The sequence below is a fragment of the Nocardia sp. alder85J genome, from assembly GCF_020176955.2.
Lineage (GTDB): Bacteria > Actinomycetota > Actinomycetes > Mycobacteriales > Mycobacteriaceae > Nocardia.
In genome coordinates, this window is sequence record NZ_JAIUCZ020000016.1 from 56,369 (window position 1) to 83,275 (window position 26,907).

Annotated in this window: 16 protein-coding genes; 3 read left to right on the forward strand and 13 right to left on the reverse strand. The window is 71.2% G+C overall.

What is annotated here, in order from left to right; all coding sequences use genetic code 11:
* Positions 1 to 103 precede the first annotated feature (103 nt).
* The 4 genes from LBW94_RS40710 to LBW94_RS40725 all read right to left on the reverse strand — a co-directional run bounded on the left by LBW94_RS40710 (position 104) and on the right by LBW94_RS40725 (position 4,608).
* Positions 104 to 577 (reverse strand): 6,7-dimethyl-8-ribityllumazine synthase, encoded by a 474-nt coding sequence (locus LBW94_RS40710; RefSeq protein ID WP_225059863.1) that lies wholly within the window; start codon positions 575 to 577, stop codon positions 104 to 106.
* Positions 578 to 587: 10 nt separating this feature from the next.
* A complete protein-coding gene (locus LBW94_RS40715) occupies positions 588 to 1,448 on the reverse strand; it encodes an alpha/beta hydrolase (protein ID WP_225059862.1) in 861 nt (286 codons plus the stop codon).
* A gap of 143 nt (positions 1,449 to 1,591) precedes the next feature.
* Positions 1,592 to 2,947 carry a M20/M25/M40 family metallo-hydrolase gene (locus LBW94_RS40720; RefSeq protein WP_225059861.1) on the reverse strand — a complete coding sequence of 452 codons (1,356 nt, stop codon included), beginning with the start codon at positions 2,945 to 2,947 and terminating at the stop codon, positions 1,592 to 1,594.
* Positions 2,944 to 4,608, reverse strand: a complete 1,665-nt coding sequence (locus LBW94_RS40725) for a CocE/NonD family hydrolase (RefSeq protein ID WP_225059860.1) — start codon at positions 4,606 to 4,608, stop codon at positions 2,944 to 2,946. The genes LBW94_RS40720 and LBW94_RS40725 overlap by 4 nt, the downstream gene beginning before the upstream one ends.
* A 474-nt stretch (positions 4,609 to 5,082) precedes the next feature.
* On the opposite strand from LBW94_RS40725, the gene LBW94_RS40730 reads away from it, so the two are divergent.
* The gene (locus tag LBW94_RS40730) at positions 5,083 to 5,256 is read left to right on the forward strand and encodes a hypothetical protein (RefSeq protein ID WP_225059859.1); all 174 of its coding nucleotides are present in this window, start codon (positions 5,083 to 5,085) and stop codon (positions 5,254 to 5,256) included.
* A gap of 245 nt (positions 5,257 to 5,501) precedes the next feature.
* Positions 5,502 to 12,008, forward strand: coding sequence for a non-ribosomal peptide synthetase (locus LBW94_RS40735; protein WP_225059858.1), 6,507 nt, complete (start codon positions 5,502 to 5,504; stop codon positions 12,006 to 12,008).
* 162 nt (positions 12,009 to 12,170) lie between these two features.
* Here the strand turns inward: LBW94_RS40735 and LBW94_RS40740 are convergent, their stop codons facing one another.
* From LBW94_RS40740 to glnA, 3 genes are all read right to left on the reverse strand, one after another.
* Positions 12,171 to 13,097, reverse strand: coding sequence for an aldo/keto reductase (locus LBW94_RS40740; RefSeq protein ID WP_225059857.1), 927 nt, complete (start codon positions 13,095 to 13,097; stop codon positions 12,171 to 12,173).
* A 138-nt stretch (positions 13,098 to 13,235) separates the two neighbouring features.
* The gene (locus LBW94_RS40745; protein WP_225059856.1) at positions 13,236 to 13,922 is read right to left on the reverse strand and encodes a hypothetical protein; all 687 of its coding nucleotides are present in this window, start codon (positions 13,920 to 13,922) and stop codon (positions 13,236 to 13,238) included.
* 2,546 nt (positions 13,923 to 16,468) lie between these two features.
* A complete protein-coding gene (gene glnA, locus LBW94_RS40750; RefSeq protein WP_225059855.1) occupies positions 16,469 to 17,905 on the reverse strand; it encodes a type I glutamate--ammonia ligase in 1,437 nt (478 codons plus the stop codon).
* A 426-nt stretch (positions 17,906 to 18,331) separates the two neighbouring features.
* Here glnA and LBW94_RS40755 point away from each other — a divergent pair, with 426 nt between their 5' ends.
* The gene (locus LBW94_RS40755; protein WP_225059854.1) at positions 18,332 to 18,793 is read left to right on the forward strand and encodes an RDD family protein; all 462 of its coding nucleotides are present in this window, start codon (positions 18,332 to 18,334) and stop codon (positions 18,791 to 18,793) included.
* A gap of 178 nt (positions 18,794 to 18,971) precedes the next feature.
* On the opposite strand, the gene LBW94_RS40760 is transcribed toward LBW94_RS40755, so the two are convergent.
* From LBW94_RS40760 to sucB, 6 genes are all read right to left on the reverse strand, one after another.
* A complete protein-coding gene (locus tag LBW94_RS40760) occupies positions 18,972 to 19,715 on the reverse strand; it encodes a DUF4191 domain-containing protein (protein ID WP_225059853.1) in 744 nt (247 codons plus the stop codon).
* A gap of 69 nt (positions 19,716 to 19,784) precedes the next feature.
* On the reverse strand, positions 19,785 to 21,998 hold the full coding sequence (locus LBW94_RS40765; RefSeq protein ID WP_225059852.1) for an elongation factor G-like protein EF-G2: 2,214 nt from the start codon (positions 21,996 to 21,998) through the stop codon (positions 19,785 to 19,787).
* Between the two features lie 123 nt (positions 21,999 to 22,121).
* A complete protein-coding gene (lipA, locus tag LBW94_RS40770) occupies positions 22,122 to 23,174 on the reverse strand; it encodes a lipoyl synthase (RefSeq protein ID WP_225059851.1) in 1,053 nt (350 codons plus the stop codon).
* A gap of 21 nt (positions 23,175 to 23,195) precedes the next feature.
* On the reverse strand, positions 23,196 to 23,945 hold the full coding sequence (lipB, locus tag LBW94_RS40775) for a lipoyl(octanoyl) transferase LipB (RefSeq protein WP_266273350.1): 750 nt from the start codon (positions 23,943 to 23,945) through the stop codon (positions 23,196 to 23,198).
* 96 nt (positions 23,946 to 24,041) lie between these two features.
* Positions 24,042 to 24,563, reverse strand: a complete 522-nt coding sequence (locus LBW94_RS40780; protein WP_225059849.1) for a GNAT family N-acetyltransferase — start codon at positions 24,561 to 24,563, stop codon at positions 24,042 to 24,044.
* Between the two features lie 405 nt (positions 24,564 to 24,968).
* Positions 24,969 to 26,768, reverse strand: coding sequence for a 2-oxoglutarate dehydrogenase, E2 component, dihydrolipoamide succinyltransferase (sucB, locus tag LBW94_RS40785; RefSeq protein ID WP_225059848.1), 1,800 nt, complete (start codon positions 26,766 to 26,768; stop codon positions 24,969 to 24,971).
* Positions 26,769 to 26,907 lie beyond the last annotated feature (139 nt).

The window sequence follows — 26,907 nt, forward strand, 5'->3', positions numbered from 1 at the left end:
CGTCAGCTGAACAGCAGGGGGGCGTTGTTGTACGCCAGGCATCGGTCCGCCGAGCGGGGTGACAGCGGCCCTGACCCGGTGGTTTCCGATCCGTGCGGAGGTGTCAGCCGCGGTCGGCCGCGGGGGCCGGCAGCGAGCGCAACGAGCTGAGCGTGGTGGCCAGCGCCCGCGCCGCCTCGGCGCCCTTGGTGACGAAATGGTCGGTGAAGTAGTTCACGTGCTCACTGTGCTCGTGGAAGTGGTGCGGGGTCAGCACGACCGAGAACACCGGCACATCGGTGTCCAGTTGCACCCGCATCAGGCCGTCGATCACCGCGCCCGCGACGAACTCGTGGCGGTAGATGCCGCCGTCGACCACCAGCGCCGCCGCCACCACCGCCGCGTACCCGCCGCTGCGGGCCAGCCGTTGCGCGTGCAGCGGGATCTCGAAGGCGCCGGGCACGTCGAACACGTCGACCGTCTCCGGGGCGAAGCCGAGGTCGCGATATTCGGCCAGGAACCCCTCGTAGGCCTGGTTCACGATGGCGCGGTGCCAGTTCGCGCGGACGAACGCGATGCGCCCGGTATCGGTGCTCATGGGCCGGATTCTACTGCGGGGGCAGATGCGCCTCCAGCCAGCCGACCAGGTCCCCCAGCACCGTCTGCTGCTCGGGTTCGTTGAAGACCTCGTGGTAGAGGCCCGGATAACGGATCACGGTGAGGTCCGTGGCGGCCGCCCCCCGCTCGATCAGGTCGGCGCCGGCCGGGGGCGCCAGGCGGTCGGCGGTGCCCTGGAGTACCAGGGTGGGCACGGTGAGCCGGTCCAGGCGTTGCAGCACCGCGGCGGCGCCGCGCACGATCTCGGCGGCGGTGCGGGCGGGCAGCGGGCCGTGATGGACCAGCGGGTCGGCGTTGTAGGCGGCGACGACCTCGGCGTCGCGGCTGATCGCGGTGTTGTCCAGTTTCACCACCCGCAGATCGGGCGCGTGCCGGCTCAGTACCGGCGCCAGCCGGGTCAGCACCGGCCAGGCCACCCGCTCCACCGCGTTGCCGGGCTGCTGGATCAGCGGCGGCGCGGACACCACCAGGCCGGTGAGCTCCAGTGGGGCCCGGGTGACCAGGTAGAGCGCGATCAGGCTGCCCATACTGTGCCCGATCAGGAAGCGCGGCAGCCCCGGATGCCGCTGCGCGGCGAGATCGAGCAGGGTGGCCTCGTTGTCGGCCGCCTCGTCCAGCGATCCGATGTTCGCGTTGCCGCCCGCGGACTGCCCGTGCCCGATGTGATCGTCGGCGTAGGTCGCGACACCGTGCTCGGCCAGCAATTGCCCGACGTGCTCGTAACGCCCGGAATGTTCGCCGACCCCGTGCACGATCGTCGCCACCGCGCGGACCTCGCCGTCGGGCAGCCAGGCGCGCCAGAAGATCCGCCCGCCCTTCCCTTCGAACCTGCTGGTCTCGCTGCGTGGCATGGCCGCCCGCCTCTCCGCGTCGTCCCGGTGTAGGGCCCGGCGGCGGCCACCTCGGCGCTGCTCGGGTGGGAGTCATGGTCGCACGGGAGCCGTACTCCGGTCCGTGTTTCGCCGCGCCGGAGACGAGGCGCGCGGAGTTCGGGTCAGGGCACGCAGAAGTGGCCGAGCAGGCGGTGGTCGAAGTCGATGAGCCGGGCGTAGTTGGCGCGCGACAGCCGCTCGTCGGTGCCGTGGATGCGGCCGAGGTCGCGCTCGTCGAGCACGATGGGGGCGAAATTGCACCGGGTGACCGCCAGGCCGTCGTAGTGCCGGGAGTCGGTGGCGCCGGGCACGATTCCGGTGGTCGCGACCATGCCGGGGACCACCGCGCGGGCCAGGTCGGCGACCAGGTCGAAGGCCGGGCCCGGCGGGCCGATCCGGGACGGCTCGGCCACCGGGCCGTCGAGTTCCACCGACACCCCGGGATCGCGGATCACCCGGCGGCAGTGCTCCAGCACCGCCGCCACCGAATCACCGGGCAGGATACGGAAATTCACCAGGGCCTCGGCGTGCTGCGGCAGCACGTTGGCCTTCACCCCGCCGTGGATCATCGTGGCCGCGGTGGTGGTGCGGACCATGGCCTCGGTGTGCGGGCGGGCCGCCAGCAGCCGGGTCACCACGGGGGTGACCAGCGGCAGTAGGCCCAGGGCGGTGCGGCGCGGTTCGGCCATCGCCGGGCGCAGCCGGGTCAGCATCTCGGCGATCACCGGCGTCATCCGCAGCGGCATCGGATGGTCCTGGATGCGGGCCACCGCGCGGGCGATCCGGCTCACCGCGGTGTCCCGGCCCGGCATCGAGGAGTGCCCACCCGGGTCGGTGACCGTCAATTTCACGGTGGCCCAGCCCTTCTCGCCGAGCATGATGGTGCCGACCGGGCGGTCGACGCCGTCGGCGAGGCCGGTGGCGATCACGCCGCCCTCGTCCAGCAGCAGATCCGCGCGGACGCCCTGCTCGCGCAGCCGGGCCGCCATCCGGACCGCGCCGGTGGCGCCGCTGAGCTCCTCGTCGTGACCGAAGGCCAGGTGGATGGTGCGGCGCGGGCGCCGACCGGCCGCGAGCAGGCTCTCGACGGCCTCCAGGATCGCCAGCACCCGGCTCTTGTCGTCGATGGCGCCACGGCCCCAGACGAATTCGTCGTCGACGATCCCGGCGAACGGCGGCTGGGTCCACAGCCGGTCGTCGTCCGCGGGCACCACGTCCAGATGGGCCAGCAGAATCGCGGCGGCCGGGCCGGATTCGGTGCCCGCCCAGCGGTACAGCCGGCTGTGGCCGAAGCGTTCCAGCTCGAGTTCCGCGTGCACCAGCGGATAGCTGTGCTCGAGATGATCGGACAGGCGGTGGAATTCCGCGTCGTCGCGCTCCTCGGTGTCGCGGGAGACGGTGACGCACCGCAGCGCCGTGGCGAGCCGCTCGGCGGTGCGGTCGTCGACGCCGGTGGTGGGGGCGGTGCTGCTGGTCATCGGTCACCGCCGCGATCGGGGAACGATACGGTCACCGTGTCATTGTTCAGCACGTCGGGGCCGATCGGCGTGATCTTCTCCGTGCGCCACTTCTCGATGCTGTCGGTGACGGCGCCGGTGAGGTCGGGATGGCGGGCCTCGGTCAGCAGCGGCAGTTCGACGGAAGCGGCGGTGACCGACACCCGCGCGAAGGCGGGCGCGTGCGACCACACGTCGTCGACGACATCGGTGATCCGGGCCGCGATCCGGTGCCCGGCCGGGATCGGCCAGTCCTGGGCCAGCAGCCGGACCGTACCCGCGCCGACCGGTGCGATGCCGCGGGTGATCACGGTGCCGATGCCGTCGGGGCCCACGTCGTACAGTTCGACCGCGACGGTGGCGCCGAGCGGGCCCGCCGCGGTCACGGTGGCGATCGGGGCGCCGGACAGGTGCTGGTCCTGCGTCGTGGGCTGGGACACCGACCAGATCTCGCGGTCCGGGCCGGGCGGGAAGCCGCGGTCGGTGTAGTCCCCGGTGCGCAGGGGCATCGGGACGGGTCGCGAATCCGCCGGGGGCCAGGCGTCTTCCGAGCGCCATAGGCCGTCGAACTGGCCGACGGTGATCCGCGGGCCGGGCACCCCGACATCCCGTCCGGCCACCTCCCGATCGAAGAAGGCCAGCAGTTCGGTGTCGAATTGCGGTGTGCCGCAATCGACGCGGCAGGTGCGGTGACCCCACTGGCCGAACCAGGCCCGGTGCTCGCCGGGTCCGAGTCCGTTCCAGAGCTCGAAGATCCGGTCCGCACGGGTGTTGTAGTCGACGAAGCCCTGGCCGAGGAACAGCGGAATCGTGTTGCCGCGCACTCGGTCCACCAGATCGCGGTCCCGCCAGAAGGCGGTGCCGCCGTCGTGGTCCATGATGCCCGCCAGATAGGGCGGGGCGCAGTTCAGCGGTGCCCGAGCCGCATTCGCCCGGTATTCGGGGGAATCACCGGGATGCGCCGGGGTCGCCGAGATCAGCAGATGTTCCAGCCCGGCCAGATCGGCGGGCCGGATACCGTTCTCGGTCACCGGTTTCCCGGAGAACTTCCAGGCGATGCCCTGCATGTACAGATACGACCAGGGGTCGGCGACCGGCTCGAACGCCGCCACCGCGGCCAGCCCGCGCGGCTGTTCCGCCAGGCCCATCAGTCCGGTCCAGCCCTCGTACGAGGTGCCGATCAGGCCGACGCGACCGGTCGACCACGGCTGTGCCGCAGCCCATTCCACCGCGGTGCGCACATCGGAGCGTTCGCCGGGCCCGCCGAAGTCCGGGCAGCCGGAGGAGCCGCCGAAGCCGCGCAGATCCACGATCACGTAGGTGTATCCGGCGGGCAGGAACAGGTCCACCGGCAGATCGGTGGTGGACGGGCCGCCGCCGGGCCGGGGTTCGGTGAGATAGGCGAGGTGGGCGCGGTACGGGCTGACCGTCATCACCACCGGGGTGCGGGCGGTGTCGGGGAGTCCGGGCGGGCGCAGCACGTCCGCGTGCAGGCTGATCCCGTCCGGGGTGGTGAGGAATTCCTCGTGCCACCGATAGGCGACCGGCGGATCGGCGAGGGCCGGAAGGGGAGTCGGCAGTACCGGCAGGAGCAGGCCGAGCAGCCACAGGCACAGCGCTCGCGACAGGAGGGGACGAGCCACCCTCGTATGGTCGGTGGTGGCGCCGGACCGGTCCAGCCCCGGGAACTCGGGGGACGGGCCGGGGATCGCCCGTGCCGCAGTCGATACCGCCGTGGTGGGGCCGATATCGCCGGTGTCACAGCATTTTTCGTCCGCCGCACGCGAGCCTCGACAACGGCCGTGACCTGGTCGTTTACGTTTCTGCCCCGATCAGGAGGCAAATATTGGTGAACTTTTCATGAACTCTGGGCGACGCTGCGGGTAATTCAATGCAAGAATGGACATTCCGCCCCACCAGGGAAGAGGCCGAGAAGGAGTCGCGATGGGTGCCCGAAGACCGTTGCCGGTCGGCCGGACTCGTCGTCACACCCGGATCGGGACGCTGTCCTCGTTTCCGTGACGTGTTGCGCGGTCGGCCTGCCGGCCGACCTGTTTGTCATCCGCCCGCGCCGGCTCGTGCCGGCGCGGTCACCGTCCTCGCGAGGAGTCCCTGCCATGTTCGCCGTCCATGCCCCGTCCCGTGCCCAACTGCTGGCCGCGCTGCGCGATCGCGCTCGCCGGATGTACTCCCGGCACGTGCTCACCCCGCAGGAGCGGGTCAATCTGGCGGCCGGCCGCCGCCCCGCCTCCGTGTTCAGTGCCTCGATGGGCCACCACCCGTATCTCTGACGCACTTGCGCCGCCGCCCCGCTCCCGTTGTACCGCAGTCGTTTTCACATCACCGTCAGGTGTGAGACAGCTGTGAATCCACCCCGATCGGTTTCTCTTGATGGAAAAGGGGGGTACCCGGCCCACGCCGACTGGCGTTGACTGCGTTCGAGCTGTTTGATTCGCAGTGGATGTTTGCATGTCGGTGTATCGCCCGGCGGGGTCGATTCGGGCGAGGTCGTGGTAGTGAGCGTGGAGGTCGATGCATGGCGGACGTGGGTTACGGGCAGGATCGGCGCGCGGCGGCGGTCAGGACCCGCCCGGTACGCCGCCGCACCCCCGCCGTCACCACGCTCCCGCACCTGCTCGCCGCCGCCGTCGAGCGCAATCCGGACGGCCTCGCCGTCACCGACGCCGAACGGTCGATGACCTACGCCGAACTGGACAGCTGGTCGACCCGGCTGGCGCGGCTGCTGATCGCCCGCGGGATCGGACCGGAGGATGTGGTCGCCCTCGGCATCCCGCGCTCGGTGTGGTCGGTGGCCGCGGTGTGGGCCGTGGCCAAGTCCGGCGCGGCATTCGTGCCGATCGACCCGAACTATCCGCCCGCCCGGGTGGCGCGGATGGCCGAGGATTCCGGGGCGGTGCTCGGTCTCACCGTCGCGGCCGCGCGTCCGGCGCTGCCCGGCGCCCCGGACTGGCTGGTGCTCGACGATCCGGATTTCGAGGAGGCCCGCCGCCGCTTTCCCGACGATCTGGTCGTCAACGCCGATCGGGTGCGGCCGCTGCGCGGTGACGACGCGGCCTATCTGATCTACACGTCGGGTTCGACCGGTCTGCCCAAGGGCGTCGTGGTGAGCCACACCGGCCTCCGGGGCGTGTGTATCGAACAACGTGAGCGCTACGGGGTGTCCGAGAGTTCGCGCACCCTGCACTTCGCCTCGCCCAGCTTCGACGCCTCGATGCTGGAACTGCTGCTGGCCTGCGGCGCGGGCGCGACGATGGTGATCGCGCCGACCGAGGTGTACGGCGGCGCCGAACTGGCCGGACTGCTCCGCACCCGGCGGATCACCCACGCGTTCCTCACTCCGGCGGCGGTCGCCTCGATGGATCCGGCCGGGCTCGACGATCTGGAGAGTCTCGCGATCGGCGGCGAGGCGTGGGCGCCGGACCTGGTCAACCGCTGGGCGACCGGCGGACGCCGGTTCCGCAACGTGTACGGGCCCACCGAGGCCACCATCATCATGTCGGTGGGCGAGCCGCTGGCGCCCGGTGATCCGATCACCCTCGGCGCCGCCCTCCGCGGCATGGCCACCCGGATCCTGGACACCCGGCTGCACCGGTCCGTCCCGGGTGACGTCGGCGAGTTGTATCTGGCGGGGGCGGGGGTGGCCCGCGGCTACCATCGCCGGCCCGGACTCACCGCCACCCGCTTCGTCGCCGATCCGTTCGGCCCGCCCGGCAGCCGCGCCTATCGCACCGGCGATCTGGGCCGGGAGACGCCGGCGGGCGTGCAGTACGCGGGCCGCAACGACTTCCAGGTGAAGTTGCGCGGTTTCCGCATCGAACTCGGTGAGATCGATGCGGTGCTCGCCGCGCATCCGGGCGTCGATTTCGCCGCCACCGTGGCGCATACCGGGCCCACCGGCGCGACCGTGCTGGTGGCGCACGTGCTGCCCGCGCCCGGCGCGACCGTCGACACCGCGGCCCTGCTGACCGCCGCCGCGCGGGCGCTGCCCGCCTACATGGTGCCCGCCTCGATCACGGTGCTGGACCACATCCCGCTCACCCCCGTCGGCAAACTCGACCGCGCTGCCCTCCCCGCCCCGGACCTCGCGATGGCCGCCTATCGCGCGCCCGCCGACCCGGTGCAGCGCCTCGTCGCCGAGGTGTTCGCCGATCTGCTCCAGGTCACCCGCGTCGGCCTGGACGACGACTTCTTCACCCTCGGCGGCAATTCGCTCGCGGCCACCCAGGCGGCCGCCCGCATCCGGGCCGCGACCGGCACGGACTTCCCGGCCCGCGTGCTGTTCGAGGCGCCGACGGTCGAGGCGCTCGCGACGGCGGTCACGGCGCTGGGGCCCGTGGGCTCGGTGCGCCCGCGGCTGGTCGCCCGTGACCGGGGTGCGGGGGAGACGATCCCGCTGTCGCCACCGCAGTACCGGATGTGGCTGCTGAACCAGTTCGACACCGCGTCGGCGCTGAACAACGTGCCGGTAGCGATCCGCCTCACCGGCCCGCTCGACATATCCGCCCTGAACGCGGCCGTCGCCGACCTGATCGTCCGCCACGAGGTGCTGCGCACGATCTACCCGCGCGACGGACACGATGCGGTGCAACGGATTCTGGACCCGGCCGACCCCGGCCTGACCCCGGTGCCGGTCCGGGACGAGCACGACCTGCTCGCCCGCATCGCCACCGACGCCACCACGGGATTCGATGTGACCGTGGACGTTCCGCTGCGCATCAACCTGTACGCGTTGCCGCGCACGGATGTCGATACCGGGCAGGGGGGCCGGGAGGCCGGGGCACATGCGTCGGCGGCGGTCGGCAGTGCCGCGATGCGGGCCGATGCTGCTGAGACTGCCCGGGTCGAGGACAGTGGTGTCGTGCGGGCCGGTGTTTCGGCGACCGGATCCGCCGCGGCGCAAGTCGATGAGAGCAGCGCGAACCGGGCCGGTGGTCGTGGTGGCGACGCGTCGGCACCAGGCAGTGGTTCCGCTGCCGTGCCGCGCTCCACCGGCGGTGCCGTTGCCGCGGAACATGTGTTGTCGCTGGTCGCGCATCACATCGCGGTGGACGGGTGGTCCCTGGCGCCGCTGACCCGGGATCTGATGACGGCGTATGCCGCGCGCAGTGCGGGAGTGGCGCCGCAGTGGACGCCGCTGCCGGTGCAGTACGCGGATTACAGTGTGTGGCAACGTGAGTTGCTCGGCGCGGCGGCGGATCCGCAGTCGTGGGCGGCGCGGCAGATCGGCTTCTGGACCGAGGAGCTGGCCGGGGCGCCGCAGCGGGTGGAGCTGCCCGCCGATCGGCCGCGGCCGCCGGTGGCTTCCGGTGCGGGACAGACGTATTCGTTCGACCTGCCCGCGGCGGTGGCCGCCCGGGTGGGGGAGTTGGCGGCGGCGGGTAATGCCACCGAGTTCATGGTGGTGCACGCGGCGCTGGCAGCGCTGCTGGCCCGGGTCACCGGCAGCGGTGACGTCGTGATCGGCACTCCGGTGGCGGGGCGCGACGAACCCGAAACAGCCGATCTGATCGGCATGTTCGTGAACACGGTCGCGCTGCGGACGCGGATCGACACCGCGATGTCGTTCACCGCGTCGATCGCCACCACCCGTGATCGGGATCTGGCCGCCTTCGGGCACGCCGACCTGCCGTTCGAGCAACTGGTGGAGGTGCTGGCGCCGGATCGGTCGCCGGCGCATCATCCGTTGTTCCAGGTGGCGCTGTTCTTCCAGAATCTCGCGGGGGCGGCGCTGGAACTCGGGGATCTGAGTGTGGCGCAGGTCGAATTCGACAGTCCCGTCGCGAAATTCGATCTGCAACTGACCGTCCTGCCGGGACCGGCCGACCGGCCGTGGCCGCTGCGGTTCACCTACGCCACCGACCTGTTCGACGAGGCCACCGTCGCCGGGCTCGCCGACCGTTTCGTGCGGCTGCTCACCGCCGTCACCGCCGCGCCGGACCGGCCGATCGGCGATATCGACCTGCTGACCGCCGCCGAGCACGCGGCGCTGCGGGCCGCGGCCGGCGGCGGCGACCATCCGCTGCCGGACGGGTTGCTGCTCGACGGGTACCGCCGTGCCGTGGCCGCGCACCCGGAGGCCGTCGCGCTGGTGGACGGGACGGCGACGCTGACCTACCGGGCGTTCGACGCCCGGGTGAACCGGCTGGCCCGCTATCTGATCGGGCTGGGCGTCGGCCCGGAATCCGTGGTGGTGCTGGGCATGCCGCGGTCGATCGACCTGGTGGTGGCGATCTACGCGGTGCTCACCGCGGGTGGCGCGTATCTGCCGGTGGATCCGGAGCATCCGGCCGGGCGCATCGGTCACGTCCTGGCGACGGCCGCGCCCGCGTGTGTGCTGACCACCGCCGACAGCCCCTTCCCGGTACCGGGGCCGCCGGTACACACCGTCGACATGCTGGACCTGTCGGCGCTGTCCGATTCCCCGGTCACCGCGGACGAACTCGTGTCCCCGCTGCGGCCGCAGCATCCGGCGTACGTGCTGTTCACCTCCGGCTCCACCGGTCGCCCCAAGGGGGTGGCCGTCTCCCATCGCGCCATCGCCAACCAGATGGCATGGATGGCCGCGCAGTACGAATTCGGTCCCGCCGACGTCTATTTGCAGAAGACCGCGACCACCTTCGACGTCTCGCTGTGGGGCTGGTTCCTGCCGTTGCGCGCGGGCGCCCGGCTGGTGCTGGCCGCGGCCGGCGGCCAGCGCGATCCCGGGTACATCGCCGAACTCGTCGCGGCACACGCGGTGACGGTCACCGACTTCGTGCCCTCGGTGTTGCAGGTGTTCCTGGCCTCGGCGCAGCCGCGGCAATTGACCACGCTGCGTGACGTTTTCGTCATCGGCGAGGCACTGCCCCCCGCCGCCGTCGCGAAGTTCGCGCAGGCCGCCGCGGCGCGCCTGCACAACCTGTACGGCCCCACCGAGGCGGCGGTCTCGATCACCCACCACCGCGCCTCGGACACCGACACCCTCACCGTGCCGATCGGTGTGCCGCAATGGAATTCCCGCACCCAGGTGCTGGACGACCGGCTGCACCCGAGCCCCGCCGGTGCGGTCGGCGAACTGTACCTGGCCGGCGACCAACTGGCCCGCGGCTACGTCCGCCGCCCCGACCTCACCGCCGACCGTTTCGTCGCCGACCCGTACGGCCCGCCGGGCACCCGCATGTACCGCACCGGCGACCTGGTCCGCCGCCGCGCCGACGGCGTACTGGAATACCTGGGCCGCACCGACTTCCAGGCGAAGATCCGCGGCCACCGCATCGAACTCGGCGAGGTCGAGGCGGCATTGCTGGCGCAGCGGTCGATCGCGCAGGCGGTGGCCGTGGTCGCCGCCACACCGACCGGCGATCAGTTGGTCGCGTACGTGGTCCCGGTGGTCACCGACCCCGGTCGCCCCGATCCCGCCGTCGTGGAGCATTCCGATCCTGCCGGTGACCTCGACACCGCCGAATTGCGCCGCCGGCTGGCGCAACTGCTGCCGTCGTACCTGGTGCCGTCGGCAGTCGTGGTGCTGGATGCGTTCCCCACCAACGACAGTGGGAAGCTGAACCGGGCCGCGTTGCCGCAGCCGGTGTTCGAGCAGCGCGATTTCGTCGCTCCGGCGACACCTACCGAAGCGGCCGTCGCGGCCGCCTATGCCGAGGTGCTCGGCCTGGACCGGGTCGGGTCCGAGGACAACTTCTTCGATCTCGGCGGTACCTCGCTGTCGGTGTTCACCGTGCAACGAGCGCTGTCGGAGCGGTTGCACATCGATCTGCCGATGGCGACCCTGTTCACCGACCCGGTCGTGCGTGATCTCGCGGCACGCCTGGACCGTGGCGACCGTCCGGCCGAACCCCGCAGCCCGGCCGCGATTCTCGCCGCCGATGCCGTGCTCGACGGCGATATCGATCCGGCCGCAGCGGCTCCGGCGCTGCCCGGCGCTCCGCTGGACGTTCTGCTCACCGGCGCAACGGGATTCGTCGGCGCGCATCTGCTGCGGGAACTGCTGACCCGCACCGAGGCCCGGGTGTGGTGCCCGGTGCGGGCCGATTCCCCGCAGCAGGCCCGAGCCCGGATTCGGGATACGTTGTCGCACTACCGAATCTGGGACGACAGCGGTGAGGGGCGGATCGTCGCGCTGCCCGCGGATCTGGCGGCGCCGCGACTGGGTCTGTCCGACACCGACTACGCCCGGCTCACCGAGCGCATCGACCTGATCGTGCACAACGGCGCTCGGGTCAACCACTTGGAGCCCTACCAGCGGTTGCGTGCGGCGAACGTCTCGGGCACCCGGGAACTGCTGCGGCTGGCCACCACCGGGCGGGTCAAACCGTTCCACTTCGTCTCCACCGTCAACGCTGTCGTTCCTGCCACTCCCGCAGTCGATTTCGTGGCCTGGGAGGATCTGGAGCTGCCGGTGTCGGCGGTGTCCGGCAACGGCTACGTCGCGAGCAAATGGGTGGCCGAGCAACTGGTCCGGGCGGCCGGTGCGCGCGGTCTGCCGATCGGGATCTATCGTCCCGGCACCGTGTCCGGTGATTCGCACATCGGGGTGAACAGCCCGGACGACTCGTTCTGGAACATGATCCGCGCGGTCGCGGTGCTGGGCCTGGCCCCCGAGGTCGGGACGGCCGCGATCGCGCTGGTGCCGGTGAACTATGTGGCCGCCGCGGTGGTGACACTGGCGCTGCATCCGGCGGTCGGCGTGCACCACCTGGTCAACACGGAGCCCGTCCCGATCGCGGCGGTGTGCGAGAGCCTGCGTCGCAACGGATTACGCGTCGACACGGCGGAATTCGAGGAGATCGCCACCCGGCTCGCCGCCGAGGCCGCCGCCCGCGAGGCCGGCGGCGACGATTCACTGGTCCGCGCGGCGCTGCTCGGCGGCAGCTACGGCACCACGACCGTGGCGATCGACGACACCGCCACCAGCGCCGCCCTCGCCGACCGCGGCATCCACCGACCGGCGGTCGACGAGACGGTGCTGGACCGCTACGTCGACACGTTCATCGCCTCGGGCTTCTTCCCGGCCCCGGAACGGGCCTGAGTTCCGAGACCCCGGCACGCCGGCGGTCCTGAGTTCCGAGACCCCGGCACGCCGGCGGTCCTGAGTTCCGAGGCCGCGGCACGCCCGAGGTCCGATGCGTTCGGGGGCCCGACCGCGGGTTCCGCCCGCCCGGCAGCGAATGCTGCCGGGCGCCGGTGACTTTCAGTGTCCGAGCTTGGGCAACCGGAAGCGCCGGCCGGTGGTCTCCCCGGCCGGGGCGGTGGCCCCGGACAGCGTCGCGAACTCGTCGTCGCCGAGCGTGATGCCGGCGGCGGCCACGTTCTCCTCCAGATGCGCCACGCTCGAGGTCCCCGGAATCGGCAGGATCACGGGGGACCGCCGCAGCAGCCAGGCCAGTGCGACCTGGGCAGGTGTGGCGTCGTGGGCGTCGGCGATGGTGTCCACCGGCCCGCCGCGCTTGGCCAACTCGCCGGTCGCGATCGGGAACCACGGGATGAACGCGATGTCGTTGGCCTCGGCGTAGTCGAGCACGCTCTCCGCGTCGCGGGTGGTCAGGTTGTACAGGTTCTGCACCGACACGATGGTGGCCAGCTTCCGGGCCGCGGCCAGCTGATCGACGGTCACCTGCGACAATCCGATGTGCCGGATCTTGCCTTCCTGCTGCAACAGGGTCAGCTCCCCGACCTGATCGGCCAGCGGCACCTGAGGATCGATGCGGTGCAGCTGGTACAGATCGATGCTCTCCAGCCCCAGATTCCGCAGGCTCAGCTCCAACTGCTGCCGCAGGTACTCCGGCCGCCCCAGCGGCCGCCACACCCCGGGCCCGGGCCGGCTCAGCCCCGCCTTGGTCGCGATGACCAGATCGTCGGCATAAGGATGCAACGCCCGCTTGATCAGCTGCTCGCTGACGAACGGCCCGTACGAATCGGCGGTGTCGATGAGCGTGACACCGAGCTCGACCGCCCGCCGCAGCACCCGCACGGCCTCGTCCGGATCCTTCGGATCCCCCCACACCCCGGGCCCGGTGAGCTGCATCGAGCCGTACCCCAGCCGATGGACGGGCCGGTCGCCGCCGAGCGCGAAGAGGCCGGAGGCAGCTGCGGGACGAGAGTCGGTGGGAGTAGCCATGGTTCCTTCCGAGACGGACAACACCTGTCCCTCGACCCTAGGCCGATCCCCACCCCGCCGCAGCCTCCACCATGCGTTATAGCCGTCCGGCTTGCATTGATTGCACGACGTCCGGCCAGGTGAGCCCCACCGCGGCCCTCACCTCCGCCGCGCGGTGAGTGCGCGGATCGACACCCCGAGCCCCACGACCGCACCCAGCACCCCGACCACCATCGCGACCCACGTCCCGACCGCGGGATCCGCCGCGTGCATCGAGAGATGCGTCACCCGATGCACCCTGTCGTTCGCCTCCGAGATCCGTTGCAGCACCCGAATCGCCAGGACCGTGGCGAGAACTCCGGTCACGAGGCCCGCCAGCCCGCCGATCGCGGCCGCCCAGCGACCCTTGACCAGCACGGCCGCCACCGCGGCCACCACGGTCACCCCCGCCGCGACGAGGACCGCCACCGACCACGCCTGCGACAGATCCAGCAGTGAGTGGATTTTGAAAGCGTTGCCCCGCAGCCGATTCCTGAGCGCCGCTGGAATCCTCGGTGAGCTACCCGGTTGGACCCAGCGCAGGAACACCGATATCGCCGCCACCGCGGCGAGCGCCACGACGACCACCCACACCGGCCAGGGCACCACCGCCCGCCGCGCGGGCCGCCCCGGCCGCACCTGCCCACCCCACCCGTACCCGGCCCCACCGAAGTGCGGCGGATACCCACCCGGCGGCTGCCCGCCGAACCCGCCGAACCCCTGCCCCGGATATCCACCCTGCCGCGCATACCCGACCCCCGGTGCCTGCCCAGTCCCGGGCGGCAGATACCCACCCGGAGCCTGCATCCCCGCACCCGTCGGCGCCACGTACCCGCCCGGAGCCTGTGGAACAAAGCTTCCGTACGGCTGCCCCGGATACCCGCCCTGCGGCGCCCCGGGATACCCACCGGGTGCTCCCGGATACCCGCCCACCACGCCGTATCCGCCTGGAAGCGGCGCAGTTCCACCTCCCTGTGCCGCATACCCGCCCACCGGCCCGTACCCACCCGGGGCGGACTCGGCCCCACCTGCCGGCGCCGCGGGTTCGCCCGGGGATGGCGTGAAACCACCTGCCGATGACGGATATCCGCCCGCGGGCGGTGTGAACGCGAGGGTCGCTGCGTTCTCGCCCGTGGGTGGTGTGTGACCGCCTGCCGGTGAGGGGTGCTCACTCGCGGGCGGTGTGAACGCGACCGTCGATGCCACCTTTCCCGTGGGTGGTATGAGACCACCTTCTGGTGCGGGATGTGTGCTCGCCGGTGGTGTGAACGCGACGGTGGCTGCGTTCTCGCCCGTGGATATATGACCGCCTGCCGGTGCGGGGTATTCACTCGCCGGTGGTGTGAACGCGGTCGTCACCGCGATTTCGCCCCCAGGCGGCGTAGATCCACCTACCGGCGGCGAATACCCGCCCGCTGGAGCTTCGGCGGTCGGTGTTGCGGGTGCGTCTGAGGGCGGTGTGAGTCCGCCTGCTGCGGCGGGATATCCGCCGGACGGTAGTGGGAATCCGGTTGCGGGTGCGGGATTTTCGCCGGTGGGCGGTGAGTATCCGCCCGGTGAAGGCGCATATCCGCCCGCAACCGGTGGATACGCGCCCGTCCGTGGCATGAATCCGCCGGGTTGCGCCGGGTACCCACTCGGCGTAGGTCCAGCGGCCGGTGCTCCAGGCGCACCCGACGGCGGTGTGAATCCGCCTGGTGTGGCGGGATATCCGCCAGACGGTGGTGGAAATCCGGTCGTGGGTGCGGGATATTGGCCGGTGGGCGGCGCGTATCCGCCCGGAGGCGGGATATGTCCGCCCGTAGGGGCCGGTGGCACGAATCCCCCGTGTGGTGCCGGATACCCACCTGGCGTGGGCCAGCCAGGGGCACCAGGTGCACCCGGCGGGGGTGTCGTCCCGCCGGCCGGTGGCGTGAATCCGCCTGCCGCCGTCTGGTATCCACCCGACGGAGGTGGGAACCCGGGCGCAGGTGCCGGATACTCACCCGTCGGTGGCATGAACCCGCCCTGTGGTGGATACCCGCCCGAGGGATATCCGGCAGCCGGTGTTCCGGCGGTGCCTGGCGGCGGATAGCCACTCGGCGGCGGCACGTATCCGCCGGCCGGAGGTGGGAATCCAGGCGCTGACTCTGGATATCCGCCTGCGGGCGGTGCGTATCCGCCTGCTGGGGGTGCATATTCGCCCGTCGGCGGCATGAACCCACCGGTCTGCATGGGATAGCCGCTCGGCGGTGCGGGATATCCTCCCGCTGCCGGTGGATAGCCGCCAGGGGGCGGCACGAACCCCGCTGCTGGGTTTCCCGTCGGTGGTGGTGTGAATCCACTTGGCGAGGAAGGATATTGGTCCGGTGCCGGTGTGAGGTTGCCTGCCGGGGCGGCGAACGTCCCAGACGGCGCTGAGCCGCCCCCTGGCGGTGGGTATCCGCTCGGGGTAGGCGCGAATTCTCCTGCCGGTGGCGGATTCTCCCCGCGCGGCGGTTCCAATCCGGCCGCTGCGTAATCCTCGCCCGGCCGCGGCGCGAATCCCGCTGCTGGGTCGGGCAATTCACGGGGAGGTGGTGTGTACTCACCGGGCGGCGGTGTGGACTCGCCCGCCGGTGCCGGCGTATTTTCCGCCTCGTCCGACGACGGCGTCCCTGCGCTCAGCGGTCCGAATCCGGCGGCGGACAGTGGAGGTTCACCGGCAGGTGGGGTGGATCGGTGGTCGGGTACCGGGATCTTCTCGGTGTCCGAGATCGCCTCGGCCGATGAGACCGGTTCCCTGCCTGCGGTGGGGATGAATTCGGTTGTTGCCGAGGGGCTTCGACCCGTCGATGCCGGGTGTGCCGGTGGTGGGAGGAGGCGTTCGGTCGGCTGGGCCGTGAGGTCGCTCGATGGCGGGGGTTCGGTGGCGGGTGCCGGGGTCGCGGTCGGCGAGGTCGACTTGCCTGCCGGTGACGGGTGTCCCTCCCACGGCGGTGGTTCGACTGCGGGTGGTACGTATCGCTCGGTGGACGAGTCCGCGGCGGGCTCAGCGGGGCGGGGTGTGCTCCACGGGGGTACCGGGCCGAACGGGGGTGAGAGGCGTTCGGTGCGGTCGGCCGAAGTGGGGTCGGGTCCGGTTGTCGCCGAGGGGTGCTCGCCGAGGGTGGGTTCGCGGGGTGGTAGGCCGGATCCGACCGGTGGGGAGGCCGGGGGTCCGGCGGGTGGCGGATTCGGGGGTTCCGACGGCGAACTCACCTGTATGACCGTAGTGATCCGGGGGCGGTCCCGCGACCGGACTTTCCGAGGGCGGGGGGTCGGGGTAGGTGGAAAAGGGCGAAGCCCCAGCCGTTTTCGGCCGGGGCTCCGGAGTGCGGTTGCGCCGTAACGATTTACACGTCGTAGTACAGCGCGAACTCGTAGGGGTGCGGACGCAGGTTGACCGGGGCGATCTCGTTGTCGCGCTTGAGCTGGATCCAGGTCTCGACCAGGTCCTCGGTGAACACGCCGCCCTCGGTGAGGTAGTCGTGGTCGGCCTCGAGGCGGTCGATCACCGACGACAGGCTGGTGGGGGCCTGCGGGATGTTCTTGGCCTCCTCCGGCGGGAGCTCGTAGAGGTCCTTGTCGACGGGGGCGGCCGGCTCGATCTTCTTCTTGATGCCGTCCAGGCCGGCCATCATCATGGCGGCGAAGGCCAGGTACGGGTTGCCCGAGGAGTCGGGGGCGCGGAACTCGAGGCGCTTGGCCTTCGGGTTGTTGCCGGTGACCGGGATGCGGACCGCGGCGGAGCGGTTGCGCTGCGAGTACACCAGGTTGATGGGGGCCTCGAAGCCCGGCACCAGGCGGTGGTACGAGTTCACGGTCGGGTTGGTGAACGCCAGCAGCGACGGCGCGTGGTGCAGGATGCCACCGATGTACCAGCGGGCCAGGTCCGACAGGCCGCCGTAGCCGGCCTCGTCGTGGAACAGCGGCTTGCCGTCCTTCCACAGCGACTGGTGCACGTGCATGCCCGAGCCGTTGTCACCGAACAGCGGCTTCGGCATGAAGGTGACGGTCTTGCCCTCGGCCCACGCGGTGTTCTTCACGATGTACTTGAACAGCTGCAGGTCGTCGGCAGCCGACAGCAGGGTGTTGAACTTGTAGTTGATCTCGGCCTGGCCGGCGGTGCCCACCTCGTGGTGACCGCGCTCCAGCACGAAGCCCGCGTTCTGCAGGTTGGTGGCGATCTTGTCGCGCAGGTCGACGTAGTGGTCGTACGGCGCGACCGGGAAGTAGCCGCCCTTCGGACGCACCTTGTAACCACGGTTCGGGGTGCCGTCCGGGTTGAACTCGGCACCGGTGTTCCAGGAACCGGAGACCGACTCGATCTCGTAGAAGGCACCGTTGATCTGCGAGTCGTAGCGGATCGAGTCGAAGATGTAGAACTCCGCCTCGGCGCCGAAGTACGCGGTGTCGGCGACGCCGGTGCTCTTCAGGTACTCCTCGGCCTTGCGCGCGACGTTACGCGGGTCGCGGCTGTAGGACTCGCGGGTGAACGGGTCGTGCACGAAGAAGTTCAGGTTCAGCGTCTTGGCGGCACGGAAGGGGTCCAGCCGGGCGGTCGTGTAGTCGGGCAGCAGCAGCATGTCCGACTCGTCGATGGACTGGAAGCCGCGTACCGAGGAACCGTCGAAGGCCAGGCCCTCCTCGGCCAGGTCGGTCGTGAACGACTTCGCCGGGATCGAGAAGTGCTGCGCCTGTCCGGGGAGGTCGGTGAACCGAACGTCGACGTACTCGACCTCCTCTTCCTTGATGTACTTGATGACCTCGTCGGCCGTGCTGAACGCCACTTAAGTACTCCTTACGGATTGGTTCCCAGCCAGGTGCCGATTGCTGGGTTTCGCCGCTGAACGCTAGGGATGCGGTGTTTCCCGGCAATCAAGCCCGTGTTTCGCCAGTGTTACACGTGCCGCTGTCGGCAAGCCACGGCGCACACCGATTCCGCACGGAATCGGGCACAGCGCGGATCGTTGCCCGACCAGCACGCTTATCCTGCCATTACCGCCTCCCGAGCGGTTGTGAAGGTCCCGAAAACCCCGGTGGCGGGCCCTGCGGTGACCGTCGTCCGGCGCGAGAGTATTTCGCCCGCAACCCTTTCGGATCGGGGGTCGCGGGCGGGTAACGGCGGATGCTCGACCTGGGTGCGTGCCGGGTGCCGCGCGCACCCGCGCGTCCCGGCCGCTCGTCGCCGGGGCGGGCGTGGCTAGGCTGGGTGTATGGCACGAAATACCGGTTCCTGGCTGTCCGGGCCGAACGCGGCCGATCCGGACGACGCGCGGGCGGAGTATCCCGGCGAGCTGCTGGGGCTGCCGAAGACGGGCGCGGGCTCGCTGGTGTCGATGCTGCGCCGGATCGTCGGGCTGTTCGTGGACTGGTTCATCTCGCTCGGCATCGCGGCGCTGATCCTGCACGGTCACAACGGTTCGCTGAACACCCTCACGCTGGTGGTCTGGTTCGTCATCGGGGTCGCCACCGTCACCCTGTTCGGCTTCACCCCGGGGCAGTACTTCCTGCGCATGCGCACCATCCGGATCGACTCCGCCGGCGGCGTCGGCATCGTCCGGGCGCTGGCCCGGCAGGCGCTGCTGGTCTTCGTGATCCCCGCGCTGTTCACCGACTCCGACGGCCGCGGCATGCACGACCGAGCCACCGGCACCGCCTTGGTCCGCTCCCGCTGAGTTGACCCGACGCGAAAGGAGTCGAACGCATTCGTCAGGCCCCTTTCGCGCGTCGGTGCAGTCGGGGCGGGCCCGGACTGACGGAGGCGGGGGAGTGAAGCGGAGGAGCCGGAGGAGGGCAGCCCCGGCGTCACGAGGGCCTCGACAGCCGAAGCGAAGCGGAGGCCGGCAATACAGCTCAGCGGCGGCGGATGGTGCGCTGCACGGACCGCATCTTCGCGCCGGCCGGCAGCGGGCCCTTGGGCATCGCCGGACCACCGCGGGTGGCCAGGGCCGACAGCCGGCTCTCGATCTGATCCATGCGCTTGACGTCGATGTTGCGCGGCAGCTTGGTCAGGTAGCGCTGGAGGTTCTTCAGCTGCACCTCGCCGTCGCCGTTGCCGATGATGACGTCGTAGATCGGGGTGTCGCCGACCAACCGGGAGGTCTTCTTCTTCTCCTGCGCCAGCAGCGACTTGAGCCGCGTCGGGGAGCCCTCGGCGACCAGGACGATGCCCGGCAGCCCGATCACCCGGTGTACCGCGTCCAGCTGCGTCGTCGCGGCCACACCCTGGGTGACCCGCCACTTGCCTTGCAGGTTGTCCAGCACCCATGCGGCCGCGCCGGCCTGCCCGTCGGCCTTCGCGTAGACGCTCTTCTGTACCCGGCGGCCGAAGATGACGAACGCGACCAGACCGCCCGCGACCAGGCCCAGCGGCAGCAGCACCCACTGCTGGTGGATCAGCAGGCCGATGACGAAGGCGACGACGGTGATGCCGACCAGCGCGCCGATCATCAGCGGCAGCAGCAGCTTGTCCTCTTTGCGTTGCATCTGGAACGCCTGCCACAGCTGGCGGCGACGCTCCTTCGACGCCTGCTTGCGCGCCGCTTTCGCCGCGGCCTTCGCTTCCTTCGACGGCTTACCGCCCTTACCTGCTGCCATGGCCCCCAGGATAGTGCGCAGTCACCGGCGGGGACGCAACCGGATCAATCCGGCCCCGCACGACCCGGATCAGGTCGCGGCGGCGGACGTCGCGCGCAGCCCGCCGGCCACCTGGGCGGGCATCGGCTCGTGCCGTACGTAGGCGCGGGTGAACCCGGCGCCGCCGTGTGCCAGCGAACGCAGGTCGATGGCGTAGCGCGACAACTCCAGCTCCGGCACCTCCGCGCGGATCACCGTGTGCCCCGCCCCGATCGGCTCGGTGCCGAGCACCCGGCCCCGACGGCCGGACAGATCGCCGAGCACGGTGCCGACATGCTCGTCGGCCACGGTCACCCGCACCTCGGCGATCGGTTCCAGCAGGCTGATCCGCGCGGCCGCGGCGGCCTCCCGCAGCGCCAGCGCCCCCGCGGTCTGGAAGGCGGCGTCGGAGGAGTCGACCGAGTGCGCCTTGCCGTCGGACAGCGTCACCCGCACGTCCACCAGCGGATATCCCGCCGTCACGCCGCGCGCGGCCTGGGCTCGCACACCCTTCTCCACCGACGGGATGAACTGCCGCGGCACCACCCCGCCTACCACCTTGTCGACGAATTCGATCCCGGAACCCTCCGGCAGCGGTTGCACCTCGATCTCGCAGATGGCGTACTGACCGTGCCCGCCGGACTGTTTGACATGCCGGCCGCGCCCGGACGCCGCCGCGGCGAAGGTCTCCCGCAGCGCCACCCGATACTCGATCACGTCGACGGCCACCCCGAACCGGGACCGCAGTCGTTCCAGCGCCACGTCGCGATGCGCTTCACCCAGACACCACAGCACCAGTTGCCGGGTGTGGCTGTTCTGTTCCAGCCGGATCGTCGGATCCTCGGCGATCAGGCGGGCCAGACTCTGCGACAACTTGTCCTCGTCGGCCTTGCCGTGTGCCTGGATCGCCACCGGGAGCAGCGGCTGCGGCACCGGCCACGGCTCGATCAGCAGCGGGGTGTCCCGGGCCGAGAGGGTGTCGCCGGTCTCGGCGTGGCCGAGTTTGGTGAGATACGCGATATCGCCCGCGACGGCCTCGCCGAGCGGCCGTTGCTGCTTCCCGAACGGGGCCGAGACCGCGCCGATCCGTTCGTCGAGATCGTGATCGCGGTCGTGGTCCGCCGCGTGATGGCCGCAGACGTGCACGGTCTCGTCCGGATGCACGGTGCCGGAGAACACCCGCACCAGCGACACCCGGCCCACATAGGGATCGGACGCGGTACGGATCACCTCCGCGGCCAGCGGCGCGGCCGGATCGCAGGCCAGCGGGGCGGCCGTCCCGCCGGGTGCCGCCGCCGAGACGGAATGTTCTGCGGGCGTGGGGAATCCGCGGGTGATGAGGTCCAGCACCTCGACGGTGCCGAGGCCCTCGCGGCCGTCGCCCGGCGGTGGCGCCGCGATCAGGATCGGGTGGAAGCTGCCGCGGGCCACCGCGCGTTCCAGATCGCCGAGCAGCGTCGCCGGGTCGATCTCCGCGCCCGCGAGATACCGGTCCATCAGGGTCTCGTCCTCGCTCTCGGCGATGATCCCCTCGATCAGCGGGCCGCGGGCCGATTCGATCTGCGCGAGCTGATCCGCGGTCGGTTCGGTGCGGGTGTGGGCGCCGGCGGAGTAGTCGAACACCTGCTGGGTCAGCAGATCGATCAGGCCGGTGACCGGGCGGTGTCCGTCGGCGCCCGGCGGCCCGTACACGGGCAGGTGCACCGGCAGCATGCTCTCGGCCGCGCCGCTGCCGAGGATCGCGCGGCAGGTCTCGACCATCTCGTCGAAGTCGGCGCGGGTGGCGTCGAGATGGGTGACGACCAGCGCCCGCGGCATGCCGACAGCCGCGCACTCCGCCCACAGCGCCGTGGTCTGACCACTCACTCCCGTCGCGCCCGCCGCGGCCGAGACGACGAAAAGGGCCGCGTCCGCGGCGCGCAGACCGGCCCTCAGCTCCCCGACGAAATCGGCGTATCCGGGAGTGTCCAGCAGATTTATCTTGATTCCGTCCCAGCCGATCGGCACCACCGACAGCTGGACGGACCGATGTTGTCGCTGTTCGATGTCGTCGTAGTCGGAGACCGAGGTGCCGTCCTCGACCCGACCGGCCCGGATGACCGCGCCGGCGGCGACGGCCAGCGCCTCCACCAGCGTGGTCTTACCGGAGCCGCTGTGACCGACCAGCGCCACGTTCCGGATGTCGGCCGGACGCTGTGCGGTCACCACCTTGCCGTTGGCCGCCGCTCTGCTGTCGGCGGCCCCGTTGCTCGCCTTCTCGACCATGACTCGCCTCCGAAGTCGACACGAGTGGTTCACCCGAGCTTCCCACCACGGACCACCGGCTGTCACCGTTTCCGGAGATCACCGCCGGTGAGCTGGGGGAGTGCGGGTACCGGTCGAGCCGCGTCAGGAACCGAAGCGGGCGAGGACCGAGGTGGCCTCCTGGGCGGCGGAACCCGCCGCGGCCAGATGAGCCATCTCGGGGGCGATCGGGCGGCCGTGGTGGGCCATCGCCTGGGCGTACAGCCGGCCCGCGCGGTAGGAGGAGCGGACCAGCGGCCCGGCCATCACCCCGGCGAAGCCCAGTTCGGTGGCGACGCGGGAGTGCTCGACGAACTCCTCCGGCTTGACCCAGCGGTCGACCGGGTGGTGCCGTGGCGACGGGCGCAGGTACTGCGTGATGGTCAGGATGTCGCAACCGGCCTCGTGCAGGTCGCGCATGGCCTGGGTGACCTCGTCGGGGGTCTCGCCCATGCCGAGGATCAGATTGGACTTGGTGACCAGGCCCGCCGCGCGGGCGGCGGTCAGCACCGCCAGCGACCGCTCGTAGCGGAAGGCCGGGCGGATGCGCTTGAAGATGCGCGGCACCGTCTCCAGATTGTGCGCGAGCACCTCCGGGCGGGCGGCGAACACCTCGGCCAGCTGCGCCGGGTCGGCGTTGAAGTCGGGGATCAGCAACTCGACGCCGGTGTTCGGGTTGAGTCGCTTGATGGCGTGCACTGTCTCCGCGTACAGCCACGCGCCGCCGTCGGGCAGGTCGTCGCGGGCGACACCGGTGACGGTCGAGTAGCGCAGGCCCATCGCCTGCACGCTCTCGGCGACCCGGCGCGGCTCGTCGCGATCGAGCGCGGCGGGCTTGCCGGTGTCGATCTGGCAGAAATCGCAGCGGCGGGTGCACTGTTCACCGCCGATGAGGAAGGTGGCCTCGCGGTCCTCCCAGCATTCGAAGATGTTCGGGCAGCCGGCCTCCTCGCAGACCGTGTGCAGCCCTTCGCGTTTGACCAGGCCCTTCAGTTCGGTGTACTCGGGGCCCATGGTCGCGCGGGTGCGGATCCAGAACGGTTTGCGCTCGATCGGGGTTTCCGCGTTGCGAGCCTCGATGCGGAGCAGCTTGCGTCCGTTGGGTGCGGCCGCATTGTGTGCGGCGCCGTGCGGTGCCGGGGTGTCGACGGAGGTCACCGGACCGATGCTACGCCGTGATCATTCGCCGCCGGTGGCGGCGTCCGGTCCGCCCGGACCTGCTGTGACCGGCGCGACAGGATGGTCGGCGACCGGTAGCCCGCCGTCGAGGGCGCGCCGGACAGCGGTGGCCACCAACGGTTTCAGCTCGGCGACGGTGACGTCGCGGCCCAGCTCCCGGGTCAGGGTGGTGACACCGGCGTCGCGGATACCGCAGGGCACGATCGCGCGGAAACCGTCCATCGTCGAATTGCCGTTCAGCGACAGGCCGTGCAGCGCGACTCCGCGCTGCACCCGCACCCCGATGGCGGCGACCTTGCGCTGCGGCTGGGTCGCGGTGGCGGGCAGCCACACTCCGGACCGGCCCTCGACCCGCCCGCACCGCACGCCCAGGCCGGTGCACACCGTGATCAACGCCTCTTCCAGCCGCCGCACGTAATCGACGACGTCGACCGGTTCGGCCAGCCGCACGATCGGATAGCCGACCAGTTGCCCGGGGCCGTGCCAGGTGATCTTCCCGCCCCGGTCCACCGGTACCACCGGGCTGCCGTCGACGGGCATGTCGTCCGGTTCGGTGCGTTTTCCGGCGGTGAACACCGAGGGGTGTTCGAGCAACAGCAGCCGGTCCCGGCCGTGGCCCTCGGCGCGCTCGTCGGCGATGCCGCGTTGCAGGTCCCAGGCCCGGTGGTAGTCGAGGAGGCCGAGGTCCGTCACCATCAGCGGGGTGTCGTCGAAGCGGGCGGACGCGGTCGCGGGCCGACCGGCCGGGATCACCGGCGGCGGTGAGATGCCGGGCCGCGACAGGGATAACTCTGCGGGTTCGCCGAGGGCGGTCAGCTCGCTCACGAACCAGACGTTACGCCAATGTCACAGCGGCAGCGTCAACTGCATCAGGGTGAGATCCAGCCAGCGATCGAATTTGCGGCCCACCTCCGGCATGACGCCGACGGTCCGGAAGCCGAACTTCTCGTGCAGGGCGATGGAGACGGTGTTGGTGGACTCGATGGCCGCGATCACCGCGTGCGCGGTCCCGGACAGCCGGGCCCGCTCCACCAGTTCGGCCAGCAACGCGGTCGCGATGCCGCGGCGGTGGAAGGCGTCGGCGACGTACACCGAGTTCTCGACGCTGTGCCGATAGCCGATCTTCGGCCGGAACTGCCCGTAACTGGCATAGCCCGCGACCCGCCCGTCGACCTCGGCGACCAGGACCGGATGGCCGGCCGCGGTCCGCGACTTCCACCAGGCCAGCCGCTCGTCCAGCCCGACCTGTTGGTCGTCCCAGATGGCCGTCGAGACGGCGATGTTGTCGTTGTGGATCGCGAGGATCGCCGGGAGATCGTCCTCGCGGGCGTCCCGGATCGTCGGCGCGGTGCGTTCGGTGCTGCTCATCGACAGCAGCGTAACTTTCGCGCCCGGCCCTCCGGCGGCCCGGTGCGCCCGAATCCGCCACGGGTGGTCCGGATCTCGGCCGGGCGCTCCTGGGCCCCGGGTGACGGCCGACAAGAGTCGCATCGGCGGGTATCCGGGCTGTGCCGATCTGGCCGGATGAGCGCGACTGCTGCGGAAAATCCGTGATACCAGCATATTTCGCGGGTCGCGGCAATCTGGATACCGAAGGCCCGTGTCGGCGGTGAGGTGCCGGAGCCGTCATGCGCCGGATCGCCGATCAGGCCGTCGCTGGTGGTGGCTCCACGGCACACCGAGTGGTCACCCGGTGCCTGTCGTGCCGCCCGGTCGCCACCGGCGACGTGCCGATCGATCCGGCCGCGCTTGCCGCGCGGCCGGATCTGCCTGCTACAGGCCGAGATCCGCCTCGAACGCCGCCTCTTCCAGCCGGTGCCGGATGGTGGTGAGGAAGCGACCGGCGTCGGCGCCGTCGATGAGGCGGTGATCGTAGGTCAGCGGCAGGTAGCACATCGAGCGGATGCCGATGAACTCGTTGCCGTTGTCCGCCACCACCATCGGGCGGCGCACGATCGCGCCGGTGCCCAGCATCGCCGACTGCGGCGGCACCAGGATCGGGGTGTCGAACAGCGCGCCCTGGCTGCCGATGTTGGTGATGGTGAAGGTGCCGCCGGCCAGCTCGTCCGGCTTCAGGCCGCCGTTGCGGGCGCGGTTGGCGATATCGGCGATCGCGCGGGCCAGTCCGGCCAGCGACAGGTCGCTGGCGTTGTGGATGATCGGGGACAGCAGGCCCTGCTCGGTGTCGACCGCGATGCCGAGGTGGACCGCCGAGTGGTAGGTGATCTCCTTGGTGTCCTCGTTGTACGAGGCGTTCACGTTCGGGTGCACACCCAGCGCCTCGACCGCGGCCTTGGCGAAGAACGGCAGGAAGGTGAGGTTGACGCCCTCGCGATCCTTGAAGGCGTCCTTGGCCCGGGTGCGCAGCGCCGCGATCGTGGTGACGTCGACCTCGTGGGTCTGGGTCAGCTGTGCGGTGGTCTGCAACGACTCGCGGGTCTTCACGGCGGTGATCTGTCGGATCCGAGTGGCCTTCTGGACCGTGCCGCGCAGGTGCTGCAACTCGGGGCGGACACCGGCGGGCGCGGCCGATGCGACGGCCGGGGCCTTGGCCGCCGGGGCGGTGGCGGGTGCGGCAGCCGGGGCCGGAGTCGGGGCGGGCGCGGAGGGCTTGGCCGCCTCGGCGGCGGCCAGCACGTCCTGCTTGCGGATCCGGCCGCCGACGCCGGAACCCTTCAGCGAGGAGAGGTCCACGTTGTTCTCCGCGGCCAGCTTCCGGACCAGCGGGGTGACGTAGGGGGATTCGCCGTTGGTAGCGGCCGGGGCGGGCTTGGGAGCGGTAGCGACGGGGGCCGGAGCAGGAGCGGCAGCGGGGGCCGGAGCGGGCGCGGGGGCCGGGGCAGGCGCAGGTGCGGGGGCCGGGGCGGGCGCAGGAGCCGGGGCGGCGGCCTGGGGAGCGGGGGCGGACGCGGGGGCCGGAGCCGGAGCGGCGGCAGGGGAACCGCTGCCGATCACGCCGAGCTGACCGCCGACGGCCACGACATCGTCCTCGGCGGCGGTGATCTCGAGCAGCGTGCCGGCGACCGGCGACGGGATCTCGGTGTCGACCTTGTCGGTGGAGACCTCGAGCAGCGGCTCGTCGACGGCGACCTGATCGCCGACCTGCTTGAGCCAGCGGGTGACGGTGCCCTCCGTGACGGACTCGCCGAGTTCCGGCATCTTCACCGGGGTGCCGGAGCCGGAGGAGGCCGCGGCGGCAGGGGCGGCGGGCGCGGGGGCCGGAGCGGGGGCCTGCGGCGCGGGGGCCTGCGGTGCGGGGGCCTGCGGTGCGGGGGCCGGGGCAGGCGCGGCCGCGGGGGCCGGGGCCGGGGCCGGAGCGGCCGCAGGGGCCTCGTCGGCGCCACTGATCACGCCCAGCTCACCGCCGACCTCGACGATGTCGTCCTCCTTCGCCACGATGCGGGACAGCACACCGGCGGCGGGGGACGGGATCTCGGTGTCGACCTTGTCGGTCGACACCTCGAGCAGGGGCTCGTCGACCTCGACCGTGTCTCCTTCCTGCTTCAGCCACCTGGTCACAGTGCCCTCGGTGACGCTCTCACCGAGGGCCGGCATCTGGACGGAGAAGGCCATGTCCGTTGACTCCTATAACTGCTCGACGGGTCTACAACAGTTGTCTCTGGCGGGCGCCCACCGCGGGTCGCGGCGAATGTCCCACGCCACCGAACGTTCTGCGTGGCACCGGAGATCCGTGTGGGTTCGTTGTTTCCGG

Coding starts and splice junctions, on each gene's coding strand:
- LBW94_RS40755 (WP_225059854.1), top strand. CDS start 18,332: ATGGCACGAAATACCGGTTCCTGGCTGTCCGGGCCGAACGCGGCCGAT.
- LBW94_RS40745 (WP_225059856.1), bottom strand. CDS start 13,922: ATGCAGGCTCCGGGTGGGTATCTGCCGCCCGGGACTGGGCAGGCACCG.
- LBW94_RS40730 (WP_225059859.1), top strand. CDS start 5,083: ATGTTCGCCGTCCATGCCCCGTCCCGTGCCCAACTGCTGGCCGCGCTG.
- LBW94_RS40760 (WP_225059853.1), bottom strand. CDS start 19,715: ATGGCAGCAGGTAAGGGCGGTAAGCCGTCGAAGGAAGCGAAGGCCGCG.
- LBW94_RS40765 (WP_225059852.1), bottom strand. CDS start 21,998: ATGGTCGAGAAGGCGAGCAACGGGGCCGCCGACAGCAGAGCGGCGGCC.
- LBW94_RS40710 (WP_225059863.1), bottom strand. CDS start 577: ATGAGCACCGATACCGGGCGCATCGCGTTCGTCCGCGCGAACTGGCAC.
- sucB (WP_225059848.1), bottom strand. CDS start 26,768: ATGGCCTTCTCCGTCCAGATGCCGGCCCTCGGTGAGAGCGTCACCGAG.
- LBW94_RS40735 (WP_225059858.1), top strand. CDS start 5,502: ATGGCGGACGTGGGTTACGGGCAGGATCGGCGCGCGGCGGCGGTCAGG.
- LBW94_RS40715 (WP_225059862.1), bottom strand. CDS start 1,448: ATGCCACGCAGCGAGACCAGCAGGTTCGAAGGGAAGGGCGGGCGGATC.
- LBW94_RS40780 (WP_225059849.1), bottom strand. CDS start 24,563: ATGAGCAGCACCGAACGCACCGCGCCGACGATCCGGGACGCCCGCGAG.
- LBW94_RS40740 (WP_225059857.1), bottom strand. CDS start 13,097: ATGGCTACTCCCACCGACTCTCGTCCCGCAGCTGCCTCCGGCCTCTTC.
- LBW94_RS40720 (WP_225059861.1), bottom strand. CDS start 2,947: ATGACCAGCAGCACCGCCCCCACCACCGGCGTCGACGACCGCACCGCC.